At 36.0% G+C, this 24,141-nt stretch carries 21 protein-coding genes and 1 pseudogene; 8 read left to right on the forward strand and 14 right to left on the reverse strand.

Annotated features, from left to right (window positions below; translation table 11 throughout):
- Positions 1–87: 87 nt before the first annotated feature.
- The 3 genes from STRMA_RS07270 to STRMA_RS07280 all read right to left on the reverse strand — a co-directional run bounded on the left by STRMA_RS07270 (position 88) and on the right by STRMA_RS07280 (position 3,460).
- Positions 88–600 carry a PadR family transcriptional regulator gene (locus STRMA_RS07270; protein WP_003079018.1) on the reverse strand — a complete coding sequence of 171 codons (513 nt, stop codon included), beginning with the start codon at positions 598–600 and terminating at the stop codon, positions 88–90.
- A 15-nt stretch (positions 601–615) separates the two neighbouring features.
- Complete coding sequence (locus STRMA_RS07275; protein WP_003080961.1) at positions 616–1,983, reverse strand: MFS transporter; 1,368 nt, start codon at positions 1,981–1,983, stop codon at positions 616–618.
- Between the two features lie 319 nt (positions 1,984–2,302).
- Positions 2,303–3,460 carry an MFS transporter gene (locus STRMA_RS07280; RefSeq protein ID WP_003080837.1) on the reverse strand — a complete coding sequence of 386 codons (1,158 nt, stop codon included), beginning with the start codon at positions 3,458–3,460 and terminating at the stop codon, positions 2,303–2,305.
- A gap of 102 nt (positions 3,461–3,562) precedes the next feature.
- Here STRMA_RS07280 and STRMA_RS07285 point away from each other — a divergent pair, with 102 nt between their 5' ends.
- Entirely contained in the window at positions 3,563–3,871 is a 309-nt protein-coding gene (locus tag STRMA_RS07285) for an ArsR/SmtB family transcription factor (protein WP_003079965.1), read from the forward strand.
- 174 nt (positions 3,872–4,045) lie between these two features.
- On the opposite strand, the gene STRMA_RS07290 is transcribed toward STRMA_RS07285, so the two are convergent.
- The 3 genes and pseudogenes from STRMA_RS07290 to STRMA_RS07295 all read right to left on the reverse strand — a co-directional run bounded on the left by STRMA_RS07290 (position 4,046) and on the right by STRMA_RS07295 (position 7,844).
- Positions 4,046–7,126: a KxYKxGKxW signal peptide domain-containing protein gene (locus STRMA_RS07290; protein WP_003081334.1), complete on the reverse strand. Its 3,081-nt coding sequence runs from the start codon at positions 7,124–7,126 to the stop codon at positions 4,046–4,048.
- Positions 7,127–7,304: 178 nt separating this feature from the next.
- A pseudogene (locus STRMA_RS09940) lies at positions 7,305–7,421 on the reverse strand (phosphoglycerate mutase family protein); the annotation flags it as partial.
- A gap of 63 nt (positions 7,422–7,484) precedes the next feature.
- The gene (locus tag STRMA_RS07295; RefSeq protein WP_003082263.1) at positions 7,485–7,844 is read right to left on the reverse strand and encodes a MerR family transcriptional regulator; all 360 of its coding nucleotides are present in this window, start codon (positions 7,842–7,844) and stop codon (positions 7,485–7,487) included.
- 79 nt (positions 7,845–7,923) lie between these two features.
- On the opposite strand from STRMA_RS07295, the gene STRMA_RS07300 reads away from it, so the two are divergent.
- The 5 genes from STRMA_RS07300 to STRMA_RS07320 all read left to right on the forward strand — a co-directional run bounded on the left by STRMA_RS07300 (position 7,924) and on the right by STRMA_RS07320 (position 12,290).
- Positions 7,924–8,679 carry an SDR family NAD(P)-dependent oxidoreductase gene (locus STRMA_RS07300; protein ID WP_003080390.1) on the forward strand — a complete coding sequence of 252 codons (756 nt, stop codon included), beginning with the start codon at positions 7,924–7,926 and terminating at the stop codon, positions 8,677–8,679.
- Positions 8,680–8,913: 234 nt separating this feature from the next.
- On the forward strand, positions 8,914–10,062 hold the full coding sequence (locus tag STRMA_RS07305; protein ID WP_003080998.1) for a betaine/proline/choline family ABC transporter ATP-binding protein: 1,149 nt from the start codon (positions 8,914–8,916) through the stop codon (positions 10,060–10,062).
- On the forward strand, positions 10,062–10,694 hold the full coding sequence (locus STRMA_RS07310; protein ID WP_003081566.1) for an ABC transporter permease: 633 nt from the start codon (positions 10,062–10,064) through the stop codon (positions 10,692–10,694). The genes STRMA_RS07305 and STRMA_RS07310 overlap by 1 nt, the downstream gene beginning before the upstream one ends.
- 1 nt (position 10,695) lies before the next feature.
- The gene (locus STRMA_RS07315) at positions 10,696–11,628 is read left to right on the forward strand and encodes an osmoprotectant ABC transporter substrate-binding protein (protein ID WP_003078527.1); all 933 of its coding nucleotides are present in this window, start codon (positions 10,696–10,698) and stop codon (positions 11,626–11,628) included.
- On the forward strand, positions 11,625–12,290 hold the full coding sequence (locus tag STRMA_RS07320; RefSeq protein ID WP_003081668.1) for an ABC transporter permease: 666 nt from the start codon (positions 11,625–11,627) through the stop codon (positions 12,288–12,290). The genes STRMA_RS07315 and STRMA_RS07320 overlap by 4 nt, the downstream gene beginning before the upstream one ends.
- 128 nt (positions 12,291–12,418) lie before the next feature.
- Here the strand turns inward: STRMA_RS07320 and STRMA_RS07325 are convergent, their stop codons facing one another.
- Positions 12,419–13,009 (reverse strand): DNA-3-methyladenine glycosylase, encoded by a 591-nt coding sequence (locus STRMA_RS07325; protein WP_003079800.1) that lies wholly within the window; start codon positions 13,007–13,009, stop codon positions 12,419–12,421.
- 319 nt (positions 13,010–13,328) lie between these two features.
- On the opposite strand from STRMA_RS07325, the gene ilvD reads away from it, so the two are divergent.
- Positions 13,329–15,044 (forward strand): dihydroxy-acid dehydratase, encoded by a 1,716-nt coding sequence (gene ilvD, locus STRMA_RS07330; protein WP_003082227.1) that lies wholly within the window; start codon positions 13,329–13,331, stop codon positions 15,042–15,044.
- A gap of 141 nt (positions 15,045–15,185) precedes the next feature.
- Here ilvD and STRMA_RS07335 read toward each other — a convergent pair whose 3' ends face one another.
- Positions 15,186–15,527, reverse strand: coding sequence for a metal-sulfur cluster assembly factor (locus STRMA_RS07335; RefSeq protein WP_003080443.1), 342 nt, complete (start codon positions 15,525–15,527; stop codon positions 15,186–15,188).
- A 134-nt stretch (positions 15,528–15,661) separates the two neighbouring features.
- Positions 15,662–18,175, reverse strand: a complete 2,514-nt coding sequence (locus tag STRMA_RS07340) for a YhgE/Pip domain-containing protein (RefSeq protein ID WP_003078580.1) — start codon at positions 18,173–18,175, stop codon at positions 15,662–15,664.
- Positions 18,176–18,306: 131 nt separating this feature from the next.
- Between STRMA_RS07340 and STRMA_RS07345 the strand changes: the two genes are divergently transcribed.
- Entirely contained in the window at positions 18,307–18,849 is a 543-nt protein-coding gene (locus tag STRMA_RS07345; protein WP_003080545.1) for a TetR/AcrR family transcriptional regulator, read from the forward strand.
- Between the two features lie 110 nt (positions 18,850–18,959).
- On the opposite strand, the gene rpsD is transcribed toward STRMA_RS07345, so the two are convergent.
- The 5 genes from rpsD to STRMA_RS07370 all read right to left on the reverse strand — a co-directional run bounded on the left by rpsD (position 18,960) and on the right by STRMA_RS07370 (position 24,126).
- A complete protein-coding gene (rpsD, locus tag STRMA_RS07350) occupies positions 18,960–19,571 on the reverse strand; it encodes a 30S ribosomal protein S4 (RefSeq protein WP_003079808.1) in 612 nt (203 codons plus the stop codon).
- Positions 19,572–20,009: 438 nt separating this feature from the next.
- The gene (gene sprV / locus STRMA_RS07355; RefSeq protein WP_003081296.1) at positions 20,010–20,282 is read right to left on the reverse strand and encodes a transcriptional regulator SprV; all 273 of its coding nucleotides are present in this window, start codon (positions 20,280–20,282) and stop codon (positions 20,010–20,012) included.
- A 13-nt stretch (positions 20,283–20,295) separates the two neighbouring features.
- Positions 20,296–21,657, reverse strand: a complete 1,362-nt coding sequence (gene dnaB / locus STRMA_RS07360) for a replicative DNA helicase (RefSeq protein WP_003080852.1) — start codon at positions 21,655–21,657, stop codon at positions 20,296–20,298.
- Positions 21,658–21,701: 44 nt separating this feature from the next.
- Positions 21,702–22,154: a 50S ribosomal protein L9 gene (rplI, locus tag STRMA_RS07365; RefSeq protein ID WP_003082155.1), complete on the reverse strand. Its 453-nt coding sequence runs from the start codon at positions 22,152–22,154 to the stop codon at positions 21,702–21,704.
- Position 22,155: 1 nt separating this feature from the next.
- Positions 22,156–24,126, reverse strand: coding sequence for a DHH family phosphoesterase (locus STRMA_RS07370; protein ID WP_003081979.1), 1,971 nt, complete (start codon positions 24,124–24,126; stop codon positions 22,156–22,158).
- Positions 24,127–24,141: the final 15 nt, after the last annotated feature.

The following is a 24,141-nucleotide window of genomic DNA, read 5'->3' on the forward strand; positions in this document are numbered from 1 at the left end:
AATAAATATTAAAAAACGCTTGAAACAAGCGTTTTTTCTTTTGGTTATCATTTATATGTTTTAAAGCAGTTGGAAAGTTGTGGCTTTCTACTTTAGTTTTTCTCTTAATCGTTTTAATTCCTCAATTAAAACTTCTTTTTGTTTTAAGCCAATTTCTAGGCTAAATTTTTGAAATTGATTTACCCGCTTTTCGATTAACTTTTGAAGTTCCAGTAATTGCTCCATACTGTCTTCTTGTCTCATCAATTCAACATCAATCATTTCTCTTTGCTTTTGAATAGATAAGTTATCTGCAAAATACATCCTTACCATAAAATCCCACTTATTTTTTCTGGGCTCAATTTCTGTTTGCAGGTATTGATGAAAGGCTTCCGTCCCCTTTTCAGTAATCGTATATACTTTTTTGTCAGGCTTACCATCTTGATGAACAACTGAAGATTCAATCTTTCCTTGCTGCTCAAGCTTATGTAGAATTGGATAAATACTTCCAAAAGAGGCATTATAAAAATTACGAAAAACAGTTTCAAATTTTTGTTTAATTTCATATCCCGTTGAAGAAGATTCAAACAGAATCCCCAAGACAACATCATCACTTCGCATATTTAGTATCTTTCCTTACTTTTTGAACTGACTTGGAAGGAGTAAAAACAGCAGCGCCAATATCAGTGCAGCAGGTGCTGTATAAAAATAAAGACTGGTAAATGAAGAGATATAATCCTGCAATCCCTTTGCTAATGAGAGATTATAAGTTAATCCGCTAATAAAAAGAGTTGTGGCCAAAACGGTTCCTAACTGCCGCAAGACACCTATAACACTCTGTGAGACTGTTAAACGGCTTCCCTTAAAATCAGAAGTTGATAAAACACTGATTGGCCCAACAATTACTCCGTATCCCGCTCCTATAAATATACTACAAATACTGTAAAAAATATAGTTAAAAGGTAATTTAAGAAAAGATAGACTCAGATAACCAAGGCTAATGATGAAAAAGCCTAAAGCCAGTAGATAGTAGGGGCGTATTTTCCTCATTAACTTTCCTGCAAAAGGAGACAGCAAGAAAATCATAAAAGTAGAAGGGCTAATAAGTAAAGCGGCTTGTAAAGCAGTCTTATGAAAAATAGTTTCAAAAAAGGTTGGCATTAACACCATAAACCCAACAAGTAAAAGCTGTCCTAAAATAGTCCCAATAGCCGCCATATTAAAATGAGAACTCTTAAATAAGCCAAAATCTATAATTGGATAAGCCATTTTCTTTTCATAGCAGATAAAGATAAACAAAGCCAGTATCGAAATACACAACAAGGCTAACATAAATAAAGATAGGCCTTCACTTCTGAGATTTATAAGAAATAGCGTTAATGAGAAAAGACCAGCGACCATACATATTGTTCCAAACCAATCTATTTTTGTTTTTTCTACCTTTTCTTCAGGCAAGGTTAAGTAAAAAATAGTCAGCAGCAGCGAAACTGCAGCAATCGGAAGATTCATAAGAAAAATCCATCGCCACCCTAAGAAATGGATAATAATACCGCCAATAATTGGACCAAAGGCAGAAGCTGAACCTTGAGTAATACCAACAATCAAAGTAGCTTTGCCGCGATTCACTTTTCTCTGAGAAGAGATAGCCATATCCATGCTTAACGGAAAGATAGCACCTGCCCCAATACTTTGTAATATCCTGCCTAAAGTCAGTAACAAAAGGGTTTGAGACCAACCACTAATAAGTGAACCAAAAGCAAATAAAATTAAAGCACAGAGATAAAAACCCTTCTTTCCAAAGATATTGGCGAATTTCCCTAAAGGAATAGTAAGTGAAGCAAAAAGTATTGTGTAAGCATTTAAAGCCCAAGATAAATCTGAAAGCGTAATAGAAAGACTCTTTTGAATACTTGGTAAGGCAATATTCATAATAGTCGTATCTAACATAACAATAAATGTACCTAAACACATTGCAAAAATAGTCAGTTTATGTTTCTTAGTCAAAATAATCCCTCGCTTTATAATATGAATTAAATTTATATAAATTTAATTCATATTATAAGCCTTTTAACTGATTTGTCAAGGGTGACTATTTTAAATAATACTTTTACATAGGCGAAGACAAACTAATAGGGGGCTTCTTAAATCAATGTCCAAATATCCTTTACATACCGATAATCTTTAGCTTTAAAATCAATGATTACGAGTTTATCAAATAAAAGTTTGCTTACTATTCTAGATGCAAAACTGACTTTAATAATAGATCTTATTTTGATATTTTCCATTGTTCATTCTCAAAAATGTATAATCTAAACAAACTCTATCATTTAGATTTTCTTTTTCTAAATGCCCCTGCCTGTGCATAAAGAAGCCAAGCTAAAGCAATCATAATAGCTGCAAAAACAGCAATTCCCGAGAAACCTGTAAATTTCACAAAGAGAATGCCTCCGACAACACCCGCAATCGCCTCTCCTAAATACATGGCTGCATTTGATAATGAGGAAATGGTACTGCGTACCTTTTCAACTGTACCTTGTAAAGTCGTCATAAACAATGGGAAGATAAAACCATTGTTTATATAAATAATAATTAACAAAATTTCTGCAAGCCAAAAATTGGAAGCAAATGGTAAAATAAGATAAAGAATAACAAGTGTAATCAGCTCAGCCTTAAAGGTTTGCTGCAAGCCAAACTTCTTAACAATTCGACTGCCAAATAGGGAACCAAATAAGTTTCCCGCACCAACCGCAATAATAGCCGTACTAATATTAGTCAAGCTCATATTAAAGTCATGGGTAAACCATGTGGAAATAAAGGTGATTGCCGTAAAAGACCCTGTTTGAAAAACGAAATAAGCAATAAGATAACTGATTGATTTTCTATTAGCCAGAATATCTTTATAGGCTTCTGTAACTGAAATTTTGACGGCTTTTCCAACTTCTAATTTAGGTAAATAAATATGAATCAAGATAAGTAATATAAGAGAGGCTATAGCAATTGAATAAAATGGAGTCTGCCAGGAAACACTAGCTAGATAACCACCTATAGGAACCCCAGCCATTTGGGAAGCAGATAATCCTGCAGTAGCGTATCCCATAACCTGTACAATATGTTTTCTTTCAACTATAATAGGAATGGATGCCCAAACTTGAGGGGTTACAAATGAAGCACTAATTCCCGCAAATAGGCGGAACAGCAGCATTAAAGGGAAACTTGTCGCCAATCCACATAAAAATGTCGAAAAGGCGAAAGCAGCTAGTCCATAACTCATTACTTTTTTTCTATCTCGGCCATCAGAAATAGGGCCAGAGACAAGAGCAAAAAACGCGTAGCCAATCGCATAAGCACTAACCATCCACCCTGAAACCGAAGAGTCTATTCCGTATAATCGCGTTAAAGTTGGAAGTAAGGGAGAAATTAAGAATGTATCTGTTCCAATGATAAACATTGTTAAGAAAAATAAAATAGAATATTTTTTCATTGATAAGTACTCCTTGAAAATAATTTAATAGTTCAAAAACTTTTTAACTTTGTTTAAAAGTATAGCATTGACGAATTAAAAATTCAAGAGTAAAATAATTTTATGACTATTAACCAATTTTTTGACAGCCAAGATGAGATAAGAATTAAAATTTTCAAGGCACTAGCTGACCCTATCCGCCTACAGATTATTCGTATCCTAAATGATAAAAAGGAAGAATTAAGCTGTGGTGAAATGGGACAGCTGTTAAATATGAGTAAATCTGCAGCCTCTTATCATTTTAAAACATTACGTGAAGCTGGGCTAACGTCCACACGGAAAGCCGGACAAAATAAATTTGTTCAATTAAACAAGGAATCATTCCAAAGCTTTTTACCAGGATTTTTAGAATCTCTGACCACTGAAAGATAATAAAATCATAAAAATAACCATCCATCAAACGGGAGATGTATTTTCTCGTTCGTATCGTGCAGAGCAAGATGGGCTAAAGTCGCATAATAAACAAAGGGTTTCAGAATAAATCAGCTGAAACCCTTTTTTTAAATAATACTTTTGCACGAACTAGAAGATTATTGATGCTTCTTTTTAATGAATGAGTCTTGCTTTTCCTTTATCATCTAGCTGATAGGTATGTCCTTCATACTCTAGTGTTCGGTTGGTCCAGAGTTCACCGGAATTTGGATCAAAGTAATATTTACTGTGATTAATTTCCACTAATTTTCCTTTGACTTGAACCCCCCGAGTGGTCATTAAAGTATATTTCTTACGCTCAGAAGTATCCTCACCTAGACGGCCGGGACTGAAATAATAGACTTTTCCATCAATAGTCTGCCAGCCTGTTACAGCAACACCATCAGCATTCAAATAATACCAGTTATCATACGATTGGTAGAAACCATTTGATTTCATTTGCCCTGTCTCTGTATCAAATAGATAAACCTCACCATCAATAAGATTGAGTCCTTTAGCTCGTGTATAGGCTAACCGATAAGCAAAAGACATAGCGTTTTCAGGTTCAATGGTATAATAGGTCTGTCCATCCTTTTTGTACCAACCCTGTAAGAGTTTCCCGTCAGGACCGTAATAACCGACTGTATTTTCATAATAGGGATTGTAACCAAAAGTAAACAGTCCGTAGGTCACTAGTTGATCTTTAATAATCTCGTCTTTGCTGACATAATAATAATCGTCATCATATGATAAGGCATGTGAAACATTGCTAGAGACAGAAGCACCATTAGCTCCAAAGTAGTAGAGTTTTCCATCAATTGTCTGAAGTCCGCTGACACCATAACCATCCTTTCCAAAATAGTAGCTGTTATAGTAACGGCTCCCTTTTACGCCATAAAGGAGATTGTCCTTATCTACGATAATTTTATCTCTGACCATTTGCCCTGTCTCTTTATCAAAATAATAATTTTTATGATCAATAACAGTCAAACCTTTAGCATATTCACCGTTTTCTAACTGATAGTAAGTTTGACCATCTTCTTTAGTGATAAAACCGTAGTTTTCCTGAACCTTGCCATCTTGACCCAAAGTATAGTCTTTGCCATCAACAGTTACTGTTTGGTTTCGCAGAAGTTCACCACTATTGGGATCAAAATAATATTTAGCCCCATCAATTATTAGCATTTCTCCCTTGATTTGTCCGAATCTCACACGATGAGAACCCGTATCGTCTAATTTAGCAAAATAATAAGTCTTACCATCAATAGTCTGCCAGCCTTCGGCCAACTGTCCGTTTTGATCGGTGTGATAAAAGATTAGATAATCGTGATCGTCTATCGTGAAATGAATAGGGATAAAAGCATTTTTAACGGAACGGCCATTGCTATCCAAGTAATAAAAACCAGGAAGACTGCCATCTAATCCTTGTTCCTGCTGATGATAGATAGTATCTTTGTACTGACCGCCGTACTTTTTATCAAAGTGATAAAGTACCCCATTAATTATTTGATCTCCTTTGACAGCTGTCCCATCCGCTCCAATGTAAAGCCAGCCGGTTTGATGGGAGATTCTGTTAATATTTGTTGGGTAGTCTTTATCAAAGGCAAAACGATTGCTGACAGTATGTCCATTTTCATCAAAATAGGTGATAGTCGCATTTCCTTGAACAAATTCTCTAAGGACCTTATCGCGATATTGATTGCCATCTTGATCAAAGTAGGTCTTATGCCCATCAATAGTGGCATGGCCGACGGCAAATTCTCCTTGATCTGTAATATATTTCCAATGATGATTGGCGTCTTGGACAAAGTGCCCCTTAGCTTTTTCACTGTTTTGAATAATACCAGTATCCTTATCAGTAACAACGAGTTTTCCTGCAGTATCGTAGCCAGCCCCTTTTAATTGTCGGCCGTCTGGATCAAAGTAATAATTCAAGCCATCTATCGTTTGATAGCCCTGCGCTAAAACACCATCCTTACCAGCAAAGTAGAATTCTAAAGAGCCATTTGCTTGATTAGAGCGGATGATAAATTGATCTTTGTAAAGGGCTCCTGTCTCATCGTTGAAGTAATAAGATTTATCGTCAATTTTTTTGATCCCTTTAGCCATTTCAAAGTTAAAGCCATCGGGCGTAAAATGATAAGTCTGTCCATCAATATTAGCCCAGCCTGTAAGAGCTTTACCATCTTTTCCGAAATACATATTATGTTGAGGATTCCAAGCAGAAGTAAGCAGGCTGAAATCTTTTAAATAATAATGGTAGACTGTTTCGTCCTTTTTGAATACAACATCAGTCCTCGAAGAATAAACAGCTGAATAGTGATTAACATAATACAATTTGTTATTAAAGGTGTAATAACCTTCTTTAAGAACCCGCTTACCTTCTAAATCATAGAGATAGCCTCCTTGGATGCCTTGCGGTGCATTAGTGGCTGCGCCTTTTAAAGCAGCTCCTGTCTCAGGCGTAAAGTAGTATTCAGCACCATCAACTGTTATATACTGATTTTTTATAAGATGACCGTCTGAATTAAAATAGTAAAGATCTTGACCAACACCTTTAAGTCCCTTGCTTACAGCACCTGAATCAGGATCAAAGTAATAGGTCCCTCCATCAATATCTAGAAATTTTCCTTTAGCTTGCCGGCCGTCTGGATCAAAATAAAGTCGAACGCCATCAATAGTCTGCCAGCCGGTTACTTTTTCTTTAGCAGCGTTAAGATAGTACCAATTCCCATTTTCCTCGTAGAAACTATTGGCTCTCTTATCACTATCTTGAGTTTTGCTTTCTGAAAGAGCTGCTGATACCGCTTGATTTTCCTTATCACTGTCAGAAGTGACTGCCTTACTTGTAATTGGCTCGGACTCTGATGGTTCTTGGCTGTCTTGCTTATCTTTCTTTACAGTCTCAGCTGGCGTAGTATCATTATTGGCTTTTGTCGCTTGTGAAGTAACTTGACTGCTTTCAGTAGTCATTTCGTTGTTGATAGCAGCATCCGCTGGGGCTGTGCTATCTGTGTTGCTTTTTACAGTGCTGTCCGTCGTTTGGGCGGACTGTGTTTGGGTGACATCATTTGTCTGTACTTCTGAACGAGTTGTTTGTTCATCAGCCTGTACAAGACCTGTACCGGCTAGTGCAAAGCCTACAATAACCGTTCCGGCAATTGTTATCCAATGTTTTTTAACTTTATGTAGTTTAAAACGTACTTTTTCTTTCATCATTTTCCTCCTTAAATTAAAAGCATTAGCAACACACTGTCACTATAGCATTTTTAAAAAATAATGTAAACGCTATTTTAAAGATTTTTACATTAGACCAGTAAACCTATACACGCGAACCTATTCTGGCATTAAGTAAACTCCTTGATAATGTTCCGTTCAACCAATAGATAGACAATCATTTTTCAGCCTCTATCACTTGTAAATTGTCAAAATGGAAAGCTTGGCGCTTTATTTTAAATCCCCTTCTTTTCAGCTCTTTTAATAGCGTCAACATAAAAAAGCTGTTAATGATTCTGTTTATGCCTTGCTATTTCCATTATATTCAAACGGCTATTATTTGGAGAAAACAAGGGGTTTACAAAGATAGCTTTTCTTTATAAAAATTTATCTTTTCAACAAGCTTTTCTCTATTATGCAACAGAACCGCTATATTTTGATCTAAAACCTGCAAATGTTCTTCCAAGAGCTTTAGCCTCTCCAAGTAAGTCTCCTCCCCTGCTTCTCGCAGTTGGGAGTAATGCTTGATTTCCTTTATGGGCATACCGACAGCTTTCAAACGCAGAATAAAAAGAAGCCATTGATAATCCCGCTCATCATAATACCGCCTGTTGCTGCTGTCCCTTTTCGGTTTTAACAGCCCTTCTTTTTCATAGTACCTCAATGTGTGGATACTAAGATGTGTTAATGTTGAAAATTTTCCGATTGAATAGTGCATTTTATCTCCTTTTTTGGCTTGACCTCTAGTTTACTCTAGGTGTTATCCTTATTATAACTTAAAAGGAGGTATTGAATATATGATAAATTCAAAAAATTATGTTTGCATCACTGGAGCCAGCTCTGGTATTGGACTAGAAAGCGCAAAAGCCTTTGCAAAGCTGGGGAATAATCTTATTTTAGTTGCCAGGCGTCAGCACCGATTAGAAAAACTCAAGAAAGAGATCCTTTCTTGTTTTCCGCAAATCGATGTCGTTATTGAATCAACGGATCTTTCTCTGGCAGAAAATGCTTTTAAACTTTATCAGAAATTAAAAGCTTATCCCATTATAACTTGGATTAACAATGCTGGTTTTGGCAATTATGACAGTGTCTATCATCAAGATCTGGATAAAATTAGACAAATGATTCATCTCAATATTGAAACTTTAACAATTTTGTCAAGTCTTTATGTCAAAGACTACAAAAATACAGAAGGTGCTCAGCTTATCAACCTTTCTTCCAGAGGCGGTTATATGATCGTTCCAAATGCGGTGACCTACTGTGCCAGCAAATTCTATGTCAGCGCTTTTACAGAAGGACTGGCACTCGAATTAAAAGCCAATCATTGTCCTTTAAAAGCAAAGGTTTTAGCTCCTGCTGCCACTAAAAGTGAATTTGGGCAAATTGCCACTGATTCACCTGCTTACAATTACGATGATCATTTTACAACCTATCATACCAGCAAAGAAATGGCCGACTTTCTCATTGAACTCTATCAGAGTGATCAGACGGTAGGATTGGTAGATGTCAGCAATTTTGAGTTTAAGCTGAGCGATCCGCTTTTTAATCACTGATTCCTCTTCCATTTCAAATGAAAATAAAAGCTTTTAAATTAATTAAAGCAATAACCTTAGCCCGTCTTTTTTTAACAAAAAGCCAAAAAGACAGCAAGATGAGATTTACCTTAAGTTACGATTGTCTTATTTTTGTAACATAAGCTTGATATACTATTAAGTAATAGAGAACTTTTAACATTTTAGATATCGCTTAGTTTAAGCTAGGCGTAAACGCTTGTTAAGGAGAAAACTATGGATCAAGAACCAGTTATTGAATTTAAAAGTATTAACAAAATTTATGGTGATAATGTTGCTGTTGAGCATATCAATCTCAAAATTATGCCAGGAGAATTTGTCTGTTTTATCGGTACAAGCGGCTCTGGTAAAACGACCATTATGAGAATGGTCAACAGAATGCTAAGACCAACATCAGGCCAAATTTTAATAAAGGGAGAAGATATTTCTAATCTTAATCCCGTCCAACTGAGACGTAAAACAGGTTATGTTATCCAAAATATTGGTCTTATGCCGCATATGACGATTTATGAAAATATCACACTCGTTCCTAAGCTATTAAAATGGCCAGAAGAAAAGAAAAAAGCTAAAGCCAAAGAACTTATAAAACTTGTTGAGCTGCCTGAGGATTTCTTGGATCGCTATCCTTATGAATTATCAGGAGGCCAGCAACAACGTATCGGTGTTATTCGGGCTTTAGCGGCTGATCAAGATATTATTTTGATGGACGAACCTTTTGGTGCCTTAGATCCCATTACTCGCGAAGGCCTGCAAGATTTGGTGAAATCTTTGCAGGAAAAAACTGGGAAGACCATTGTATTGGTTACTCATGATATGGATGAAGCTTTAAAATTAGCTACTAAAGTTGTTGTTATGGATAAAGGCCATATGATTCAGCAAGACAGCCCTACCAATTTGCTTCGTCACCCTGCGACACCATTTGTTCAAAAAATGATTGGCGAAGATCGTTTAATTCAAGCACGCGCTGATATCACCCCTGTTAAGACAATCATGCTTACAAATCCTGTTTCTATCTCTCCAGATAAAACCTTACAAGACGCAATCTCTCTAATGAGACAACGTCGTGTTGATTCACTCTTAGTAACAGATGAGGATAACAAACTACTAGGCTTTATTGATATTGAAACTTTAAATAATAATTATAAACAAGACCTTTTAGTCTCTAACATTCTAAACAAAGTTAATTTTTATTTAAAAGAAGAACAGCTTTTAAGAGACACTGCCCACCGTATCTTAAAGCGCGGTGTTAAATATGTGCCCGTCATTGATGAAGAAAACCACCTAAAAGGGATTGTAACGCGTTCTTCCCTAGTAGATATGCTCTATGATATTATTTGGGGTAATCAAGATACGGAGGAATCATGATGACTGAATTTTTAGCACAGCACGGCAGTGAACTCGTTATTAAAACTTGGGAACAAATTTACATTTCTGCCTTGGCTCTCCTACTGGGAATCATTGTTGCCGTTCCAATAGGTATCGCTTTGACACGCTTTCCTAAATTAGCAAAAATTTTCATCGGACTTGCCAGCATCCTACAAACTATCCCTAGTCTCGCTCTTTTAGCTATTATGATTCCGTTTTTTGGTATTGGAAAAACACCTGCTATTTTTGCCTTGTTCGTTTATTCCCTTCTCCCAATCATGAGAAACACTTATATTGGTGTCAATAATGTTGACCCTACCTTAAAAGACAGTGCAAAGGGTATGGGAATGACACCTATTCAATCAATCCTTCAGGTTGAGCTGCCGCTGGCAGTTCCCGTCATTATGACAGGAATTCGATTATCTGCCGTTTATGTTATTGCTTGGGCAACGTTAGCATCCTATATTGGAGCAGGCGGCTTAGGCGATCTTATTTTTAGCGGCTTAAGCTTATTCCAGCCCTCTTTAATTATTGGAGGAACTATTCCTGTTATTTTACTTTCTCTGATTGTTGATTACCTACTCGGACGTTTGGAATATTATTTAACACCAAAGCAAAAGGGGAATTTATGATATGAAAAAACGGACTTATTTTCTACTCAGCCTTACCGCTATTTTGATAACTGTTTTAACAGGCTGTCACTCTAACGGCGCCTCTAAAAGCAACAATTCTGCTAACATTAAAATTGCAGCCATGAGCACTACAGAATCTAGTATTATGGCCAATATGATTAGCGAACTAATCCATCATGAGTTGGGATATAACACTACTTTAATATCTAATCTTGGTTCTGCAAATGTAGGACACCAAGCACTCCTGCGAAAAGATGCTGATATTGCAGCTACACGTTACACAGGAACAGACTTAACCGGAACACTGAACTTACCTGCTGAAAAAGATCCTAGTAAGGCAGCCAAAATCGTTAAAAAAGAGTTTACCAAAAGGTATGATCAAACTTGGTTCCCAACCTATGGCTTTGCAGATACTTATGCTTTCATGGTGACAGAAAAATTTGCTCAGGAAAATCAACTGAAATCTGTCTCAGATTTAAAAAAGCTATCTGCAACAGCACGTACAGGAGTTGACAGTACCTGGATGAACCGAAAAGGAGATGGCTATAAAGATTTTAGCCGAGCCTATAAATTCTCTTTTAAAAAGATTTATCCTATGCAAATAGGCCTTGTCTATGATGCTGTTGAAAACAATAAAATGCAGGTTGTTCTTGGATATTCAACAGATGGCCGTATTCAAAGCTATAAACTTAAGATCCTAAAAGACAATAAACACTTCTTCCCTCCTTATGATACTTCAATGGTAGTTAACAATAGTATTCTCAGAAAATACCCTAAATTAAAAAAGCTGCTTCATCGTTTAGATGGCAAAATCAGTCTCAAAACAATGCAAAAACTTAACTACAAAGTAGACGACCAACTATTAGAACCATCACTGGTTGCTCAACAATTTTTGAAAGAACATCACTATTTTCGAGGAGGCGATAAACAATGAGTCATATGGGACTTATACAGCAACTGGTTTATTACTTTAATCATAATGGCAGTTATGTTTTAACGCAATTCTTACGGCATTTTTTAATTTCTATATATGGAGTTCTCCTTGCTGCAATTCTTGGTATTCCATTAGGTATATTAATTGCTAAAAAAGGAAAACTCAAAGGTTTTGTCATCGGTATGGCTAACGTTATCCAAACGATTCCTTCATTAGCAATGATTTCCATTATTATGTTAGGATTGGGACTAGGTACAAAAACCGTTATAACAACAGTATTTTTGTATTCTCTCTTACCAATTATCAGCAATACCTATGCTGGTATCACAAATGTCAACTCTGACTTGGTTGATGCTGCAAAAGGTATGGGAATGACTAGCCAACAGCAATTGCTAATGGTAGAACTCCCCCTTTCACTAGCCGTTATTATGGCTGGAATACGCAATGCCTTAGTTGTTGCAATTGGGATAACAGCTATAGGAGCCTTTGTTGGCGGCGGCGGATTAGGAGATATTATTATTCGCGGAACAAATGCTACTAATGGAGGAGCAATCATTTTAGCGGGTTCCCTGCCAACGGCTTTAATGGCTGTAATGTCTGATATTATACTGGGAATAGTTCAGCGTTATTTAGAGCCTAAAGGCATTGCATCAAATCACTAATCTTGCTTTTTATATGCCTAATATAAAACTTTACGGCCTTATCAAGTTAGTGTAAATTATTTATAAGGGACTAGATACTATGAACAGCTGATATTTTTAGAGAATCCGTATAAAAAAAGCTTTACAGTTTAGTAAAGCTTTTTATTATTCCATGTTTTTTGATCTGGTAACAGAGACTTTTTTGAAATTCTTGAGACATGCCGGTTACCAGAAACATAAAAACAAAGCGGTTCATTTCGCCAATCATCTGTACAAGTCACTCCAATTCGAGGACGAACAGCAATCCGAAGCGGCTGCAAGTTTTCTTTTAACTGAAGCTTTGAAGATTCAATAGATTTTCCATCAAAAGCTTTATCAATACCAGCAAACTTTGTTAACTTTCCAGGACCATTAGCTACTACATTTCCATCAGCTGTTTCAAGCGCTCGAATTAACACAGCTTCTGCTATATCTTGGGGTTTAGTCACTAAATTAAGCATTTGATGGCCATAAATCTGATAGATATACCAATGACCAGCTGCTAAATACATAGACTCATTTTTAGGCGTCCGACGATTGTTAGCACTATGACAAGCACTGTCCTTACTGCCCAAATAAGCTTCTGTTTCAACAATCCTGCCTAACCTTTTTCCATCTAAAAGCAAGTCCATCCCCAATAAAGCCTTGGCTGTTGCAATGGTATCTGTTCTCATTAAATCATAAAATTTTTTTGATAGCATAATATTATTGTAACACGATTAAAGCTTTTGCAGAACTTATAATAAAAGAAGGTAGCCAATTTTTACTTCCTTTATCACTATTATGGCTATAACAGCCGTTTAGGACAGTAGGGGCTTGTAAATTTTAATTATTCTAAGTCCAAAATTAATACATAATCTCTATCATACTATTTAGTTCATTGCTAGCACCCAATTACTAAATATTTTTCAGAAAATAATGACATTTTCCAATAATAGGATGATTAGCTTATTTATTTGTGCTATAATGAGGGTGTTAATATCCTACATATATCATATTATGTCGAAAGGAAGCGGTCAAATGACTGATAAAGAGAAGCTGAAAAATTTAAGAAATCGTAGCTCTGTGTACGATTCAATGGTCAAGTCACCCAATCGTGCTATGTTGCGTGCAACTGGCATGACTGACAAAGATTTCGAAACACCTATTGTTGGTGTGATTTCTACCTGGGCTGAAAATACACCATGTAACATACATTTACATGATTTCGGAAAACTAGCAAAAGTTGGTATTAAAGATGCAGGAGCATGGCCCGTACAATTTGGTACAATCACAGTTGCAGATGGTATTGCTATGGGAACCCAAGGCATGCGTTTCTCCTTAACTTCACGCGATATTATCGCTGACTCAATTGAAGCGGCTATGGGAGGACATAACGCTGATGCTTTTGTTGCTATTGGCGGCTGTGATAAAAACATGCCCGGATCTGTCATTGCTATGGCTAATATGGATATCCCAGCTATCTTTGCCTATGGCGGTACCATTGCTCCTGGCAGTTTAGATGGTAAAGATATTGATTTGGTATCTGTATTTGAAGGAGTCGGTCATTGGAATCATGGAGATATGACTGAAGAAGAAGTTAAAGCTTTAGAATGCAATGCCTGTCCTGGACCTGGTGGCTGTGGGGGAATGTATACTGCAAATACTATGGCAACAGCTATCGAAGTACTAGGACTCAGTCTTCCAGGCTCATCATCTCATCCTGCTGAATCGGCAGATAAAAAAGCTGACATTGAAGAAGCTGGCCGCGCTGTTGTTAAAATGCTTGAGTTAGGAATTAAACCATCAGATATTCTAACGCGTGAAGCTTTTGAAGATGCTATCACTGTGACTATGGCATTAGGAGGCTCCACTAACTCGACGCTTCATCTTTTGGCTATTGCTCATGCTGCTAATGTTGATCTAACTCTTGATGATTTTAATACCTTCCAAGAGAAAGTTCCTCATTTAGCTGATTTAAAACCATCAGGACAATATGTTTTCCAAGATCTTTATGAAGCTGGCGGTGTTCCAGCAGTTATGAAATACCTTTTAGCTAATGGCTTTCTCCATGGAGATCGTATAACTTGCACTGGTAAAACAGTTGCTGAAAATTTGGAAAACTTCTCAGACTTAGCTCCCGGCCAAAAAGTTATCATGCCACTTGATCATCCTAAACGAGCTGATGGTCCCCTTATCATTTTACACGGCAACTTAGCCCCAGATGGTGCTGTTGCTAAAGTCTCTGGTGTTAAAGTTCGCCGCCATGTCGGACCTGCTAAAGTTTTTAATTCAGAAGAAGAAGCCATTGAAGCCGTATTGAATGATGATATTGTTGATGGAGATGTCGTTGTCGTTCGGTTTGTGGGACCTAAAGGCGGTCCTGGTATGCCAGAAATGCTGTCACTATCATCTATGATTGTCGGTAAAGGACAAGGTGAAAAAGTGGCTCTGCTCACAGACGGACGGTTTTCTGGCGGTACTTATGGATTAGTTGTCGGCCATATTGCTCCTGAAGCTCAAGATGGCGGTCCTATTGCTTACCTACAAACAGGTGATATCGTGACGATTGATCAGGATACAAAAGAATTACACTTTGATATCACAGAAGAAGAGTTGAAACACCGTCAGGAAACAACCCAGCTACCACCGCTTTATTCACGTGGAGTACTTGGTAAATACGCTCATATTGTATCATCAGCATCCAAAGGAGCTGTAACAGACTTTTGGAAACCAGAAGAGACTGGTAAAAAATAAGTATCTAACACCATTCTTATTTATAAACAAATAACCTCTCATAAGCTATAGGTATGTCAGTAGCTTATGAGAGGTTATTCTTTTGATAACTTTTAATGGCATGCATAAAAGGAAATCTGGCTGCCCTTTCTTTTAGTATCATTATTTGGGACTAATACCAAGTGCTATTCTGCCAAAACGGCTGATACGTGTTATTTTCCAAGCAGGTGACCAGACCACCTCAACTCCCACCTTATTAATTCCTTCAATTTCTGAAAGAGAATCAATAATCTCTGCCGGAAGTGTGTCAATACAGCCACAATTAACTTCAGTAAAAGTAATCACTAATTTACAAAAACCTGTTTCATCTAAATGGATTTCATAAATCAAACCGAGATTATAGATATCCAACTCTATTTCAGGATCATAAATTTTTTCAAGTTTTTCAATTAGTTGTTCGCTAATAGCTGCAGCTCGATCATTTATTTTAATATCATCTCTCATCCATTTGCTCCTTTGATAAAGTAACTTGGCTATATTTTCCCATAAATAGACATTTTTTTCAATATTAATATTGTTGAATCAAAGCATAAAATGAGATAGAGAATGATTATCATTTATCTCATTTTATTCGAGTTTTAATGGTTGGCATCTTTCAAAACTTTTTTTCGAGCAATAACTAACCCTAAAACAGCAAAAATAAGAAAGAATAAACTCAAAAATCTGATTTGACTGCCGATATTACCTGTCATTGAAATGGTTTCTCGCAGCCCTGAAACAGAATAACTCATAGGCAGATAAGGATTAACCGTTTGGAAAAAGGAATCGCTTAAAGCTAAAGGATAGGTTCCTGCACTGGAACCTAGTTGAAGCAAAAGCAATACTAAAGCAGCGAATGCCCCAAACCTATCATTCCAAGTAACAAGAGTCGTAACTAAAGTCATAAAAGTAATACTTGTTAAAATAGTCAATCCTAATGTTTTAAATTCAAAATTGGCAGATAAGCCTATCATATGAACGCCTAAATAAAGTATAATGGCTCCTAAAACAGCAATTAAGCCATTAACAGCTAATTTTTGATTTACCCACATACCTAAAGAAGTTGCCTTTTTGCCAGATAAAGCTGTTCTAAAAATAGTATTGGTTGACAAGGCCATTACCATAAGAGCTGCTGACATCATATAAGGAGCCATACCAACCCCATTTGTAGCAACATTATCCTTGTCACTATGTTTAACAGAAACTGGACTTGCTAAAGTTTTAGCGTTTGTTTTATCAACAGATACAAAAGATAATTTATTTTTAGCTGTAGATAAAGATTTATGCAGTTTATCATTACCGCTTGACAATATTGACAAGCCACTAACTAGCGTTTGACTGCCATCTGATAATTGACTTGAACCAGTTGACAATTTGTTTATTCCGCTTGCCAGTTGGTTGCTGCCGCTTGTCAAGTTACTTGAATTATTAGACAAAGTATTAGCACCGTTGACAAGCTGATTGACACCACCTAATAATTGATTATTATTAGCCGCTAAAGTATTTGCCCCTGTATTAAGAGTATTTACAGCACCAGCATAACGATTGAAACCAATTGACAATGTATTAGCTCCAGCACTTAAACGATTTCCCATCAAACTAGTATTGTTTACAATTGCTTTGCTTACTGGAATGAATTGGTTGGTCAAGCTTGTATTAATCTGCATTAAAGCACTTGACATACTTGTCAACTGAGATGCAGCTGCAGGAAGTACAGTGTTTGCTGTTTCTTTTAATTGTGTCAGGCTTTGAGAATCTGCAGTTTGCTGTTTTGAAGTTGCAGTCTGTAAAGTTGGTAATAAATTTTGGATACTCTGAACATTATTTATAATAGCTTGTGCTTGATTAGCAATATCTGGGTTAGCCGTTGTCGTAGATGTTGCTGAAGAGCTATTCGTATTGGCTAAAGCTGCAGCAATTTCTGCCTGATCTTCAGAAGATAATTTCTTATAAGCATTAGTAGCTTGAACAGCTGCAAGTGAATTTGTAGGCTGTTGATTTGTTGTAGTTGTCGTTCCTGACGAATTCGCAATAGCCTGTGCTGCTGTTGTAATAGAAGTCAAATAAGCACTGATATTTGAATTTCCTGAAGAAGATGCTGCTGAAGAATTATTTTCACTATAACTTTGAATAGCTTTATTCAAGCTTGTTAGCGAAGCTTCCAAACCTTGGATTTGCTTAAGTTGTTCTCCATTTGGCAACTTTGCTGATAAGGTTGAAAGACCTTGATTTAATTGATTGACTGCTGATACTAATTGATTGATCTGACCAGAACTATTACTTAATTGTGCAAGTCCTCCTAGCAATCTCTGTGATTGTCCATTGAGCAGTTCTGTACCAGTTGCTAATTGATTAACACCTCCTGTATAAGAGGTCACTCCTGTTGATAAACTTGATAAGCCTGTAGAAAGTTGATCTACTCCTCCTGTATAACGTGATAAACCTGAATACAGACTATCTGCCCCTTGAGCTAAAGTACCACTAGCATCCGATAAGCTACCTAAATTATTAGCCAACAATTGTCCACCGTTAAATAATTGCGTAGAACCATCGGCTAATTTTTGACTAGCGTCTGAAGCAGCTCCTAAACCTGTTTGCAATTTTGCTATATTGCTAAAAAGAGCTATGCTATATGAACTGGTCAAATCTTTAGAAACGGATTCCTTTAAAGTTTTTGCAGCAGTTTCACTCATTTTAGAAGCAACAAAGCTATGGCCCTTAGAAGTTTGATAAGGAATGGTCAATTGTTTGGGATTGTGGGTGAGAATACTAGCAGCATTTTTTGATAGATCTTTAGGAAGAGTGACTATCATGTAATAGTCGCCTTTATGAAGCCCAGTCTGAGCTTTTTTGCTATCAACAAAATGATAATCCAAATTTTTATTTTTAGACATGCCAGAAATAACATCCTTACCTACAGTCATACTTTTCCCATTATAAGCTGCAGGTTTATCTTCATTGACAACGGCAACTGGTAATTGAGAAACCTTACCATAAGGATTCCACATTGAACTCAAAAATATGATATTATACAAGGCAGGAACTAAGGCAACTCCAATCATTGTAATCCAAAGCATTGGTTTTTTAATAACCGACTTCAATTCTTTAAACATTTTTTCCTCTCTTTGTACATTATGTCTAAATATTTGATATAATAAATTATACTCATATATACTAATTAAACAAGTTAAAATTTTTATTTTTAGACATGATGTATAATTTTGTTCAAAAGGAGACTTCTAAGATGAAGAATACTAAAAAAGAAAAAACTAAAAAAGCCCTTGAAGAGGCAATGGCAAATTTATTAAAAGAAGAAAGTTTTAACACTATCACTATCACTCAGCTAACACATGCTGCTCATCTCAGCCGCAGTAGTTTTTATACACATTATAAAGATAAATATGAGATGATTGATAAATACCAGCAATCGCTTTTTAATAAACTAGAATACATTTTTGATAAAAACTCAACCAAGCAGGACAAGACAATTCTAGAAATTTTTCAGTTTCTCAATCGTGAACCTTTGTTTGCTGCGCTTTTATCTGAAAATGGAACTAAAGAGATACAAGACTTTTTAAAAAATAAATTTAAGATTTTAATTAAGCACAATTTACAAATTGGAGATTCTATATCTTTTAAACATAAAAAACTATCTCATGTAGAAACTGAATATGGGATTATGTACATTATTAATGCCTTATTTGGTGTTTGTCAAATGTGGATAGCTCGCGGAAAAATTGAAAGCCCAGAACAAATGACTAGTTTTATCATTAAAATGATGCACTAGTATTTTAGGATATAAGAAAAAACCTTATTAGGCTTACCTTTCAATAATTGAATGACTCAACATTAAGTAAAAGGTAAAATTTAGCCATAAATAAGGTTTTTGAATAAATACTAAAGCATTTTGTTATAGAATTCAACGATAAGTGCTTCATTAATTTCTGGATTAATTTCATCGCGTTCAGGAAGGCGAGTTAATGAACCTTCCAGTTTATCAGCATCAAATGACACAAAAGCTGGACGTCCAAGAGTCGCTTCAACAGCTTCAAGGATAGCAGGAACCTTCACTGATTTTTCACGAACCGAAATCACTTGACCAACTTCAACACGGTAGGATGGAATATCAACACGTTTACCATCAACAAGAATGTGCCCATGGTTAACAAATTGACGCGCCTGACGGCGAGTGGTTGCTAAACCAAGACGATAAACAACATTATCAAGGCGACGTTCTAACAAAAGCATAAAGTTGTAACCAAGAATGCCACCTTTAATCTTAGTAGCTTGAACAAAAAGATTACGAAATTGTTTTTCGCCAACACCATAAGTAAAGCGAAGTTTTTGTTTTTCAGCCAATTGCAATCCATATTCTGAAAGTTTCCCACGATTGTTAGGACCGTGCTGTCCCGGCACGTAATTGCGACGTGCTAATTCCTTGCCTGTTCCTGTCAAAGACAGTCCAAGGCGACGTGATTGTTTCCATGATGGTCCTGTATAACGTGACATGTTATAAAGTCCTCCTCTAAAAAGTAAATTTTGAGGAAATAACGATTTAGAAAATCCTGATTCGTGCAGTTAATTTTCATCTAAACAGCCAAGACTACTGACCTCTGCAGAATTTCTATTTAATAAGCTATGCCATAAAACCAGAAAATCTGCTAGAAGAACTAACTGTTGACGAGCTTCATATTTTCCTGCTGTTATTTCACACGAAGAAAAGTATACCATAGAATAAGAGTCTTGTAAAGAGAATTATCACTAAGAAACAGCACTGTATCATTCGAAAGTGATCACATCCCATAGTGCTGTCTTACAATGAAACGATCTCTTTTCAACTTTTAATTGATGGTCAAAATTTTTAAATCTATCTTAACCCTATGCAAAATATCATTAGCCTATTGAAACTACGGAAATTTTAAAGAATCGGTATCCTAAAAGTTAAAATTAATCAAAATAACGAATTAATGTTTTTTCTGTAAGAATATCAGAATATGTGTAAGATTCTACATAGGTATTATCAATTTCACCTGGAACACTAGCTTTATCTTTGTATTCTACAATAAAAAGAGAGGAGTAAACCTCAATTAAACGGCCAACTTTATTTTTCTCACGTTTACGTCCGTTTTCGAGTGTTAACTCAACTTCTTGACCTTCATGAGCTTTAATAGCTTCTTTAATTTTTTTCATTTTTGCAACATCTGTAAATGCATCACTCATTGTTTAACCTCTCTTATCTTTCTTCAAATTGGGCAATACTAGAAAACTTATTATATTCTTTCTGAAACATCAACTTCACCGTTCCTCTAGCTCCTGCACGATTTTTTTCCAAAATAACTTCTATCGTATTATCTACTAACTGATCTTCTCCATCTTTGTCACTGCGCTCATAGTAATCATCACGATACAAGAAAGCAACAATATCTGCATCCTGTTCAATAGAGCCTGATTCACGAATATCAGACAAGACAGGCCTTTTATCTTGCCGCTGCTCAACTCCACGCGATAATTGGCTCAGTGCAATGACTGGGACTCTAAGTTCTTTAGCTAAAATTTTTAACTGACGAGAAATGTCAGAAACCTCCTGCTGACGATTTTCTGGCCGCGTACCAGTAATCAATTGCAAATAATCAATAACAATCAAACCTAAACCATCTTCAAGCTCTTTATCCAGCTTGCGCGCACGCGCTCTAATTTCTGTAACTTTAATTCCTGGAGTGTCATCGATATAAATAGGTGCATCAGCAAGAGTCCCTTGAGCAAGGGTTATATTTTGCCAATCCTGTTCAGTTAACTGACCGGTACGTAAATTATGGGCATCTACCATACCTTCTGAGGCAAGCATCCGATCAACTAAACTTTCTGCCCCCATTTCTAGAGAAAAAATAGCCACAGGTTGTTTCATTTTAGTTCCAATATTTTGAGCAATGTTGAGAACAAAAGCAGTTTTTCCGACAGCCGGTCTGGCAGCTAAAATAACTAGTTGATCAGGGTGTAAACCTGTTGTAATCTTATCTAGATCTCTGAAGCCTGTTGCTAAACCAGTGACATCTGACGTTTGCTTTGAACGTACTTCCAGATTTTCATAATTAACAGCCAGAACATCTGAAATTTTTCGAAAACCGCTTCGATTGCTATGTTCGTTAACATCAATCAGCGCTTTTTCAGCATTTGCAATGATATCCTCAGAATCCGTTGCTCCTTCATAAGCCTGGTTAACTGTTTCTGTCAACTTTGAAATAATACGGCGCAGCATGGCTTTTTCTGATACTATTTTGGCATAATATTCAGCATTTGCACTTGTTGGTACACTATTAACCAACTCTGCTAAATAAGAAATACCTCCAATATTTTGAAGATCACCCTGATTATCAAGCATTGCTCTGACAGTCGTTGCATCAATAGCATCATTTTGATCACTAAGGCTAATCATAGCTTTAAAAATCACACGATGAGCATATTTATAAAAGTCCTCTGGTTCAATAAACTCTCGAACAGCAATCAATTTATCTGGAGATATAAAAATTGATCCTAATACAGACTGTTCCGCAACTAAATCTTGAGGCTGTACACGCAATTCAGATGTATCCGGCAAAAGGCCACCTCCTAACTCCGATATTCATTAATAACTTATTATTCTTATGCCTCATTAATTTGAAGCTTAATAACACTAGCCACATTTTTATGAAGTTTTACAGGAACTTCAATCAAACCAATAGCACGAATGGGATGTTCAAGCTTAATACTGCGTTTGTTAATAGTTATCCCAAACTGCTTTGTTAATTCCTCTGAAATTTTTTTAGCTGTGATAGAACCAAATGTTCTGCCATCTGGACCTACCTTTTCACTAAATTTAAGCAATGTTTTTTCATTTTCTAACTGTGATTTAATGTTCTGTGCCTCAGCTAAAAGTTCTGCTTGAGCCTTTTCTTCTGACTTTTGTTTTCCTTTCAGCTCATTAATGGCTTGATTAGTAGCTTCTTTAGCTAAATTCTTTTTAAGTAAAAAGTTTTGAGCATAGCCAGTAGGAACCTCTTTGATCTCACCTTTTTTGCCTTTGCCTTTAACATCTGCTAAAAAAATAACTTTCATCTTAAGAACCCTCTTCCTCTTTAAATTCTTCTTCAATTTTTTCTATCAACTGCTGACGAGCCTCTTTAATGCTAATATCCTGTAATTGACAAGCCGCCAAATTAAAGTGGCCTCCGCCACCCATTTCTTCCATGATACGTTGGACATTAATTTTATCATGGCTTCTAGCTGATATACAAACTTGTCCTGAACTATTTTTAGTGATTACAAATGTTGCTTCAATACCCGCCATATTTAACATAGTATCAGCAGCTTTACTAGCAATAACATTTGTATAGCTTATATCATCTTCTCCTGTAGCAATAATAAGATTTGGAAAAACTTTCTCTCCATGTAAAATAAGTTCATTTATCTTACGGTATTCATCAAAATCAAGAGCGGATATACTTTGTATTTCGACATTATCACTTCCGAGAGTACGTAAATAGCTAGCAACATCAAATGTACGGCTGGTAACACGTGCAGAAAAGTTTTTAGTATCCAACATAATTCCTGCCATGACGATACTAGCTTGAATTTTACTCAAGCGGATTTTTCCATTTTGAAATTGCAATAGCTCTGTAACCAATTCACTTGCACTGCTAGCACCACTTTCAATAAAGGATAAAACAGCATTATCTGGAAAATCTTCTTCTCTTCGATGATGATCAATAACAATTACTTCTGTAAACTTACTGTAAAGATCCCTTGACAGTGTTAATTGTAATTTAGAGTGGTCAACCATAACAAGAAGAGAATTTTCAGTAACTTTCTCCAGTGCTTCTTCAACTGTCAAAAGCTGGGTCTTTCCATCATCTTTTAATCGTTGAATAGCGCGCTTAACATCATGGCTCATGCTATGCTCATCGTAAACTACATAAGCTTCATCAATGATATTTCTGGCAAAAGTCTGCATACCAACAGAAGCTCCTAAAGCATCCATATCCAGATTTTTATGGCCAACAACAAAGACACAGTCAGCAGTTTTGATTTTATCTGAAAAAGCAGTCATCATTGCACGTGTTCTAGTCCTAGATCGTTTAATCGTTGAAACAGTTCCACCGCCAAAATATAGGAGTTTTTTATGCTCTCCATTTTCACGAATAACGGCTTGATCTCCACCACGAACAAGAGCAATATTAAGATTTTTCAAAGCAACCTGACCAATTTGGTCATGATTAGCAATTCCATAAGAAATTCCCATGCTTAATGTTAAAGGCAGCTGACGTTCCTGTGCTTCTTTTCTAAACTGTTCCAAAACATCAAATTTATCTTCTATCAGTTGATTCAAAATACTATAGTCTGTAAAGAAATAAAAGCGGTCCATACTAACACGACGATAGAAAATTTCTCGATTTTGCGCAAATTCAGAAATGAACCCTGCAATAAAACCGTTAATTTGTGAGACATCAGCGTCAGCTAAAGTTTCAATGATATCATCATAATTATCAATAGAAATAACACCAATAACAGCTTGTAAATCTGAGATCTGTTTTTGATCTTCATTTTCTCTCACTAAATTAAAGAAGTAAAAGATACCATTGATTAAATCTAAATAAACAGAATATTTGTTCTCTCCCACTTCCATTGTTTGGTCAGCCGAACCCTCTTTTCGGTTTTGGATAACTTCACCGATAAATTCATGATCAAATTCTCCATCTTCTTTAGTGAAAATAAGTTCAGCAAAAGGATTAAACCATTCAATTTTATTTGTTTCAGGATCAAATTGAATGACACCTACTGGCATTTGATCAAGCATTGTAATCAATTTATTTTCAGTTTGGCTGTTCAAAAGCTCTATTTGTTCTAACTCAGAAATTTCATAAACACTTTTTTGATAACATAGAATAAGAACAACCACTACACAGACTAAAAAAATAATCAGCATTAATAAGGGCGAATCTGGAAAAACGCGAGTACTGATAGCCAAAACTCCAAATAAAATCATACCAATCATGATGAGATGGCTAGTTGCAAAACGAAATCTTTTCATTATCTAAACCTCTTA

This window comes from Streptococcus macacae NCTC 11558 (assembly GCF_000187995.2).
GTDB lineage: Bacteria > Bacillota > Bacilli > Lactobacillales > Streptococcaceae > Streptococcus > Streptococcus macacae.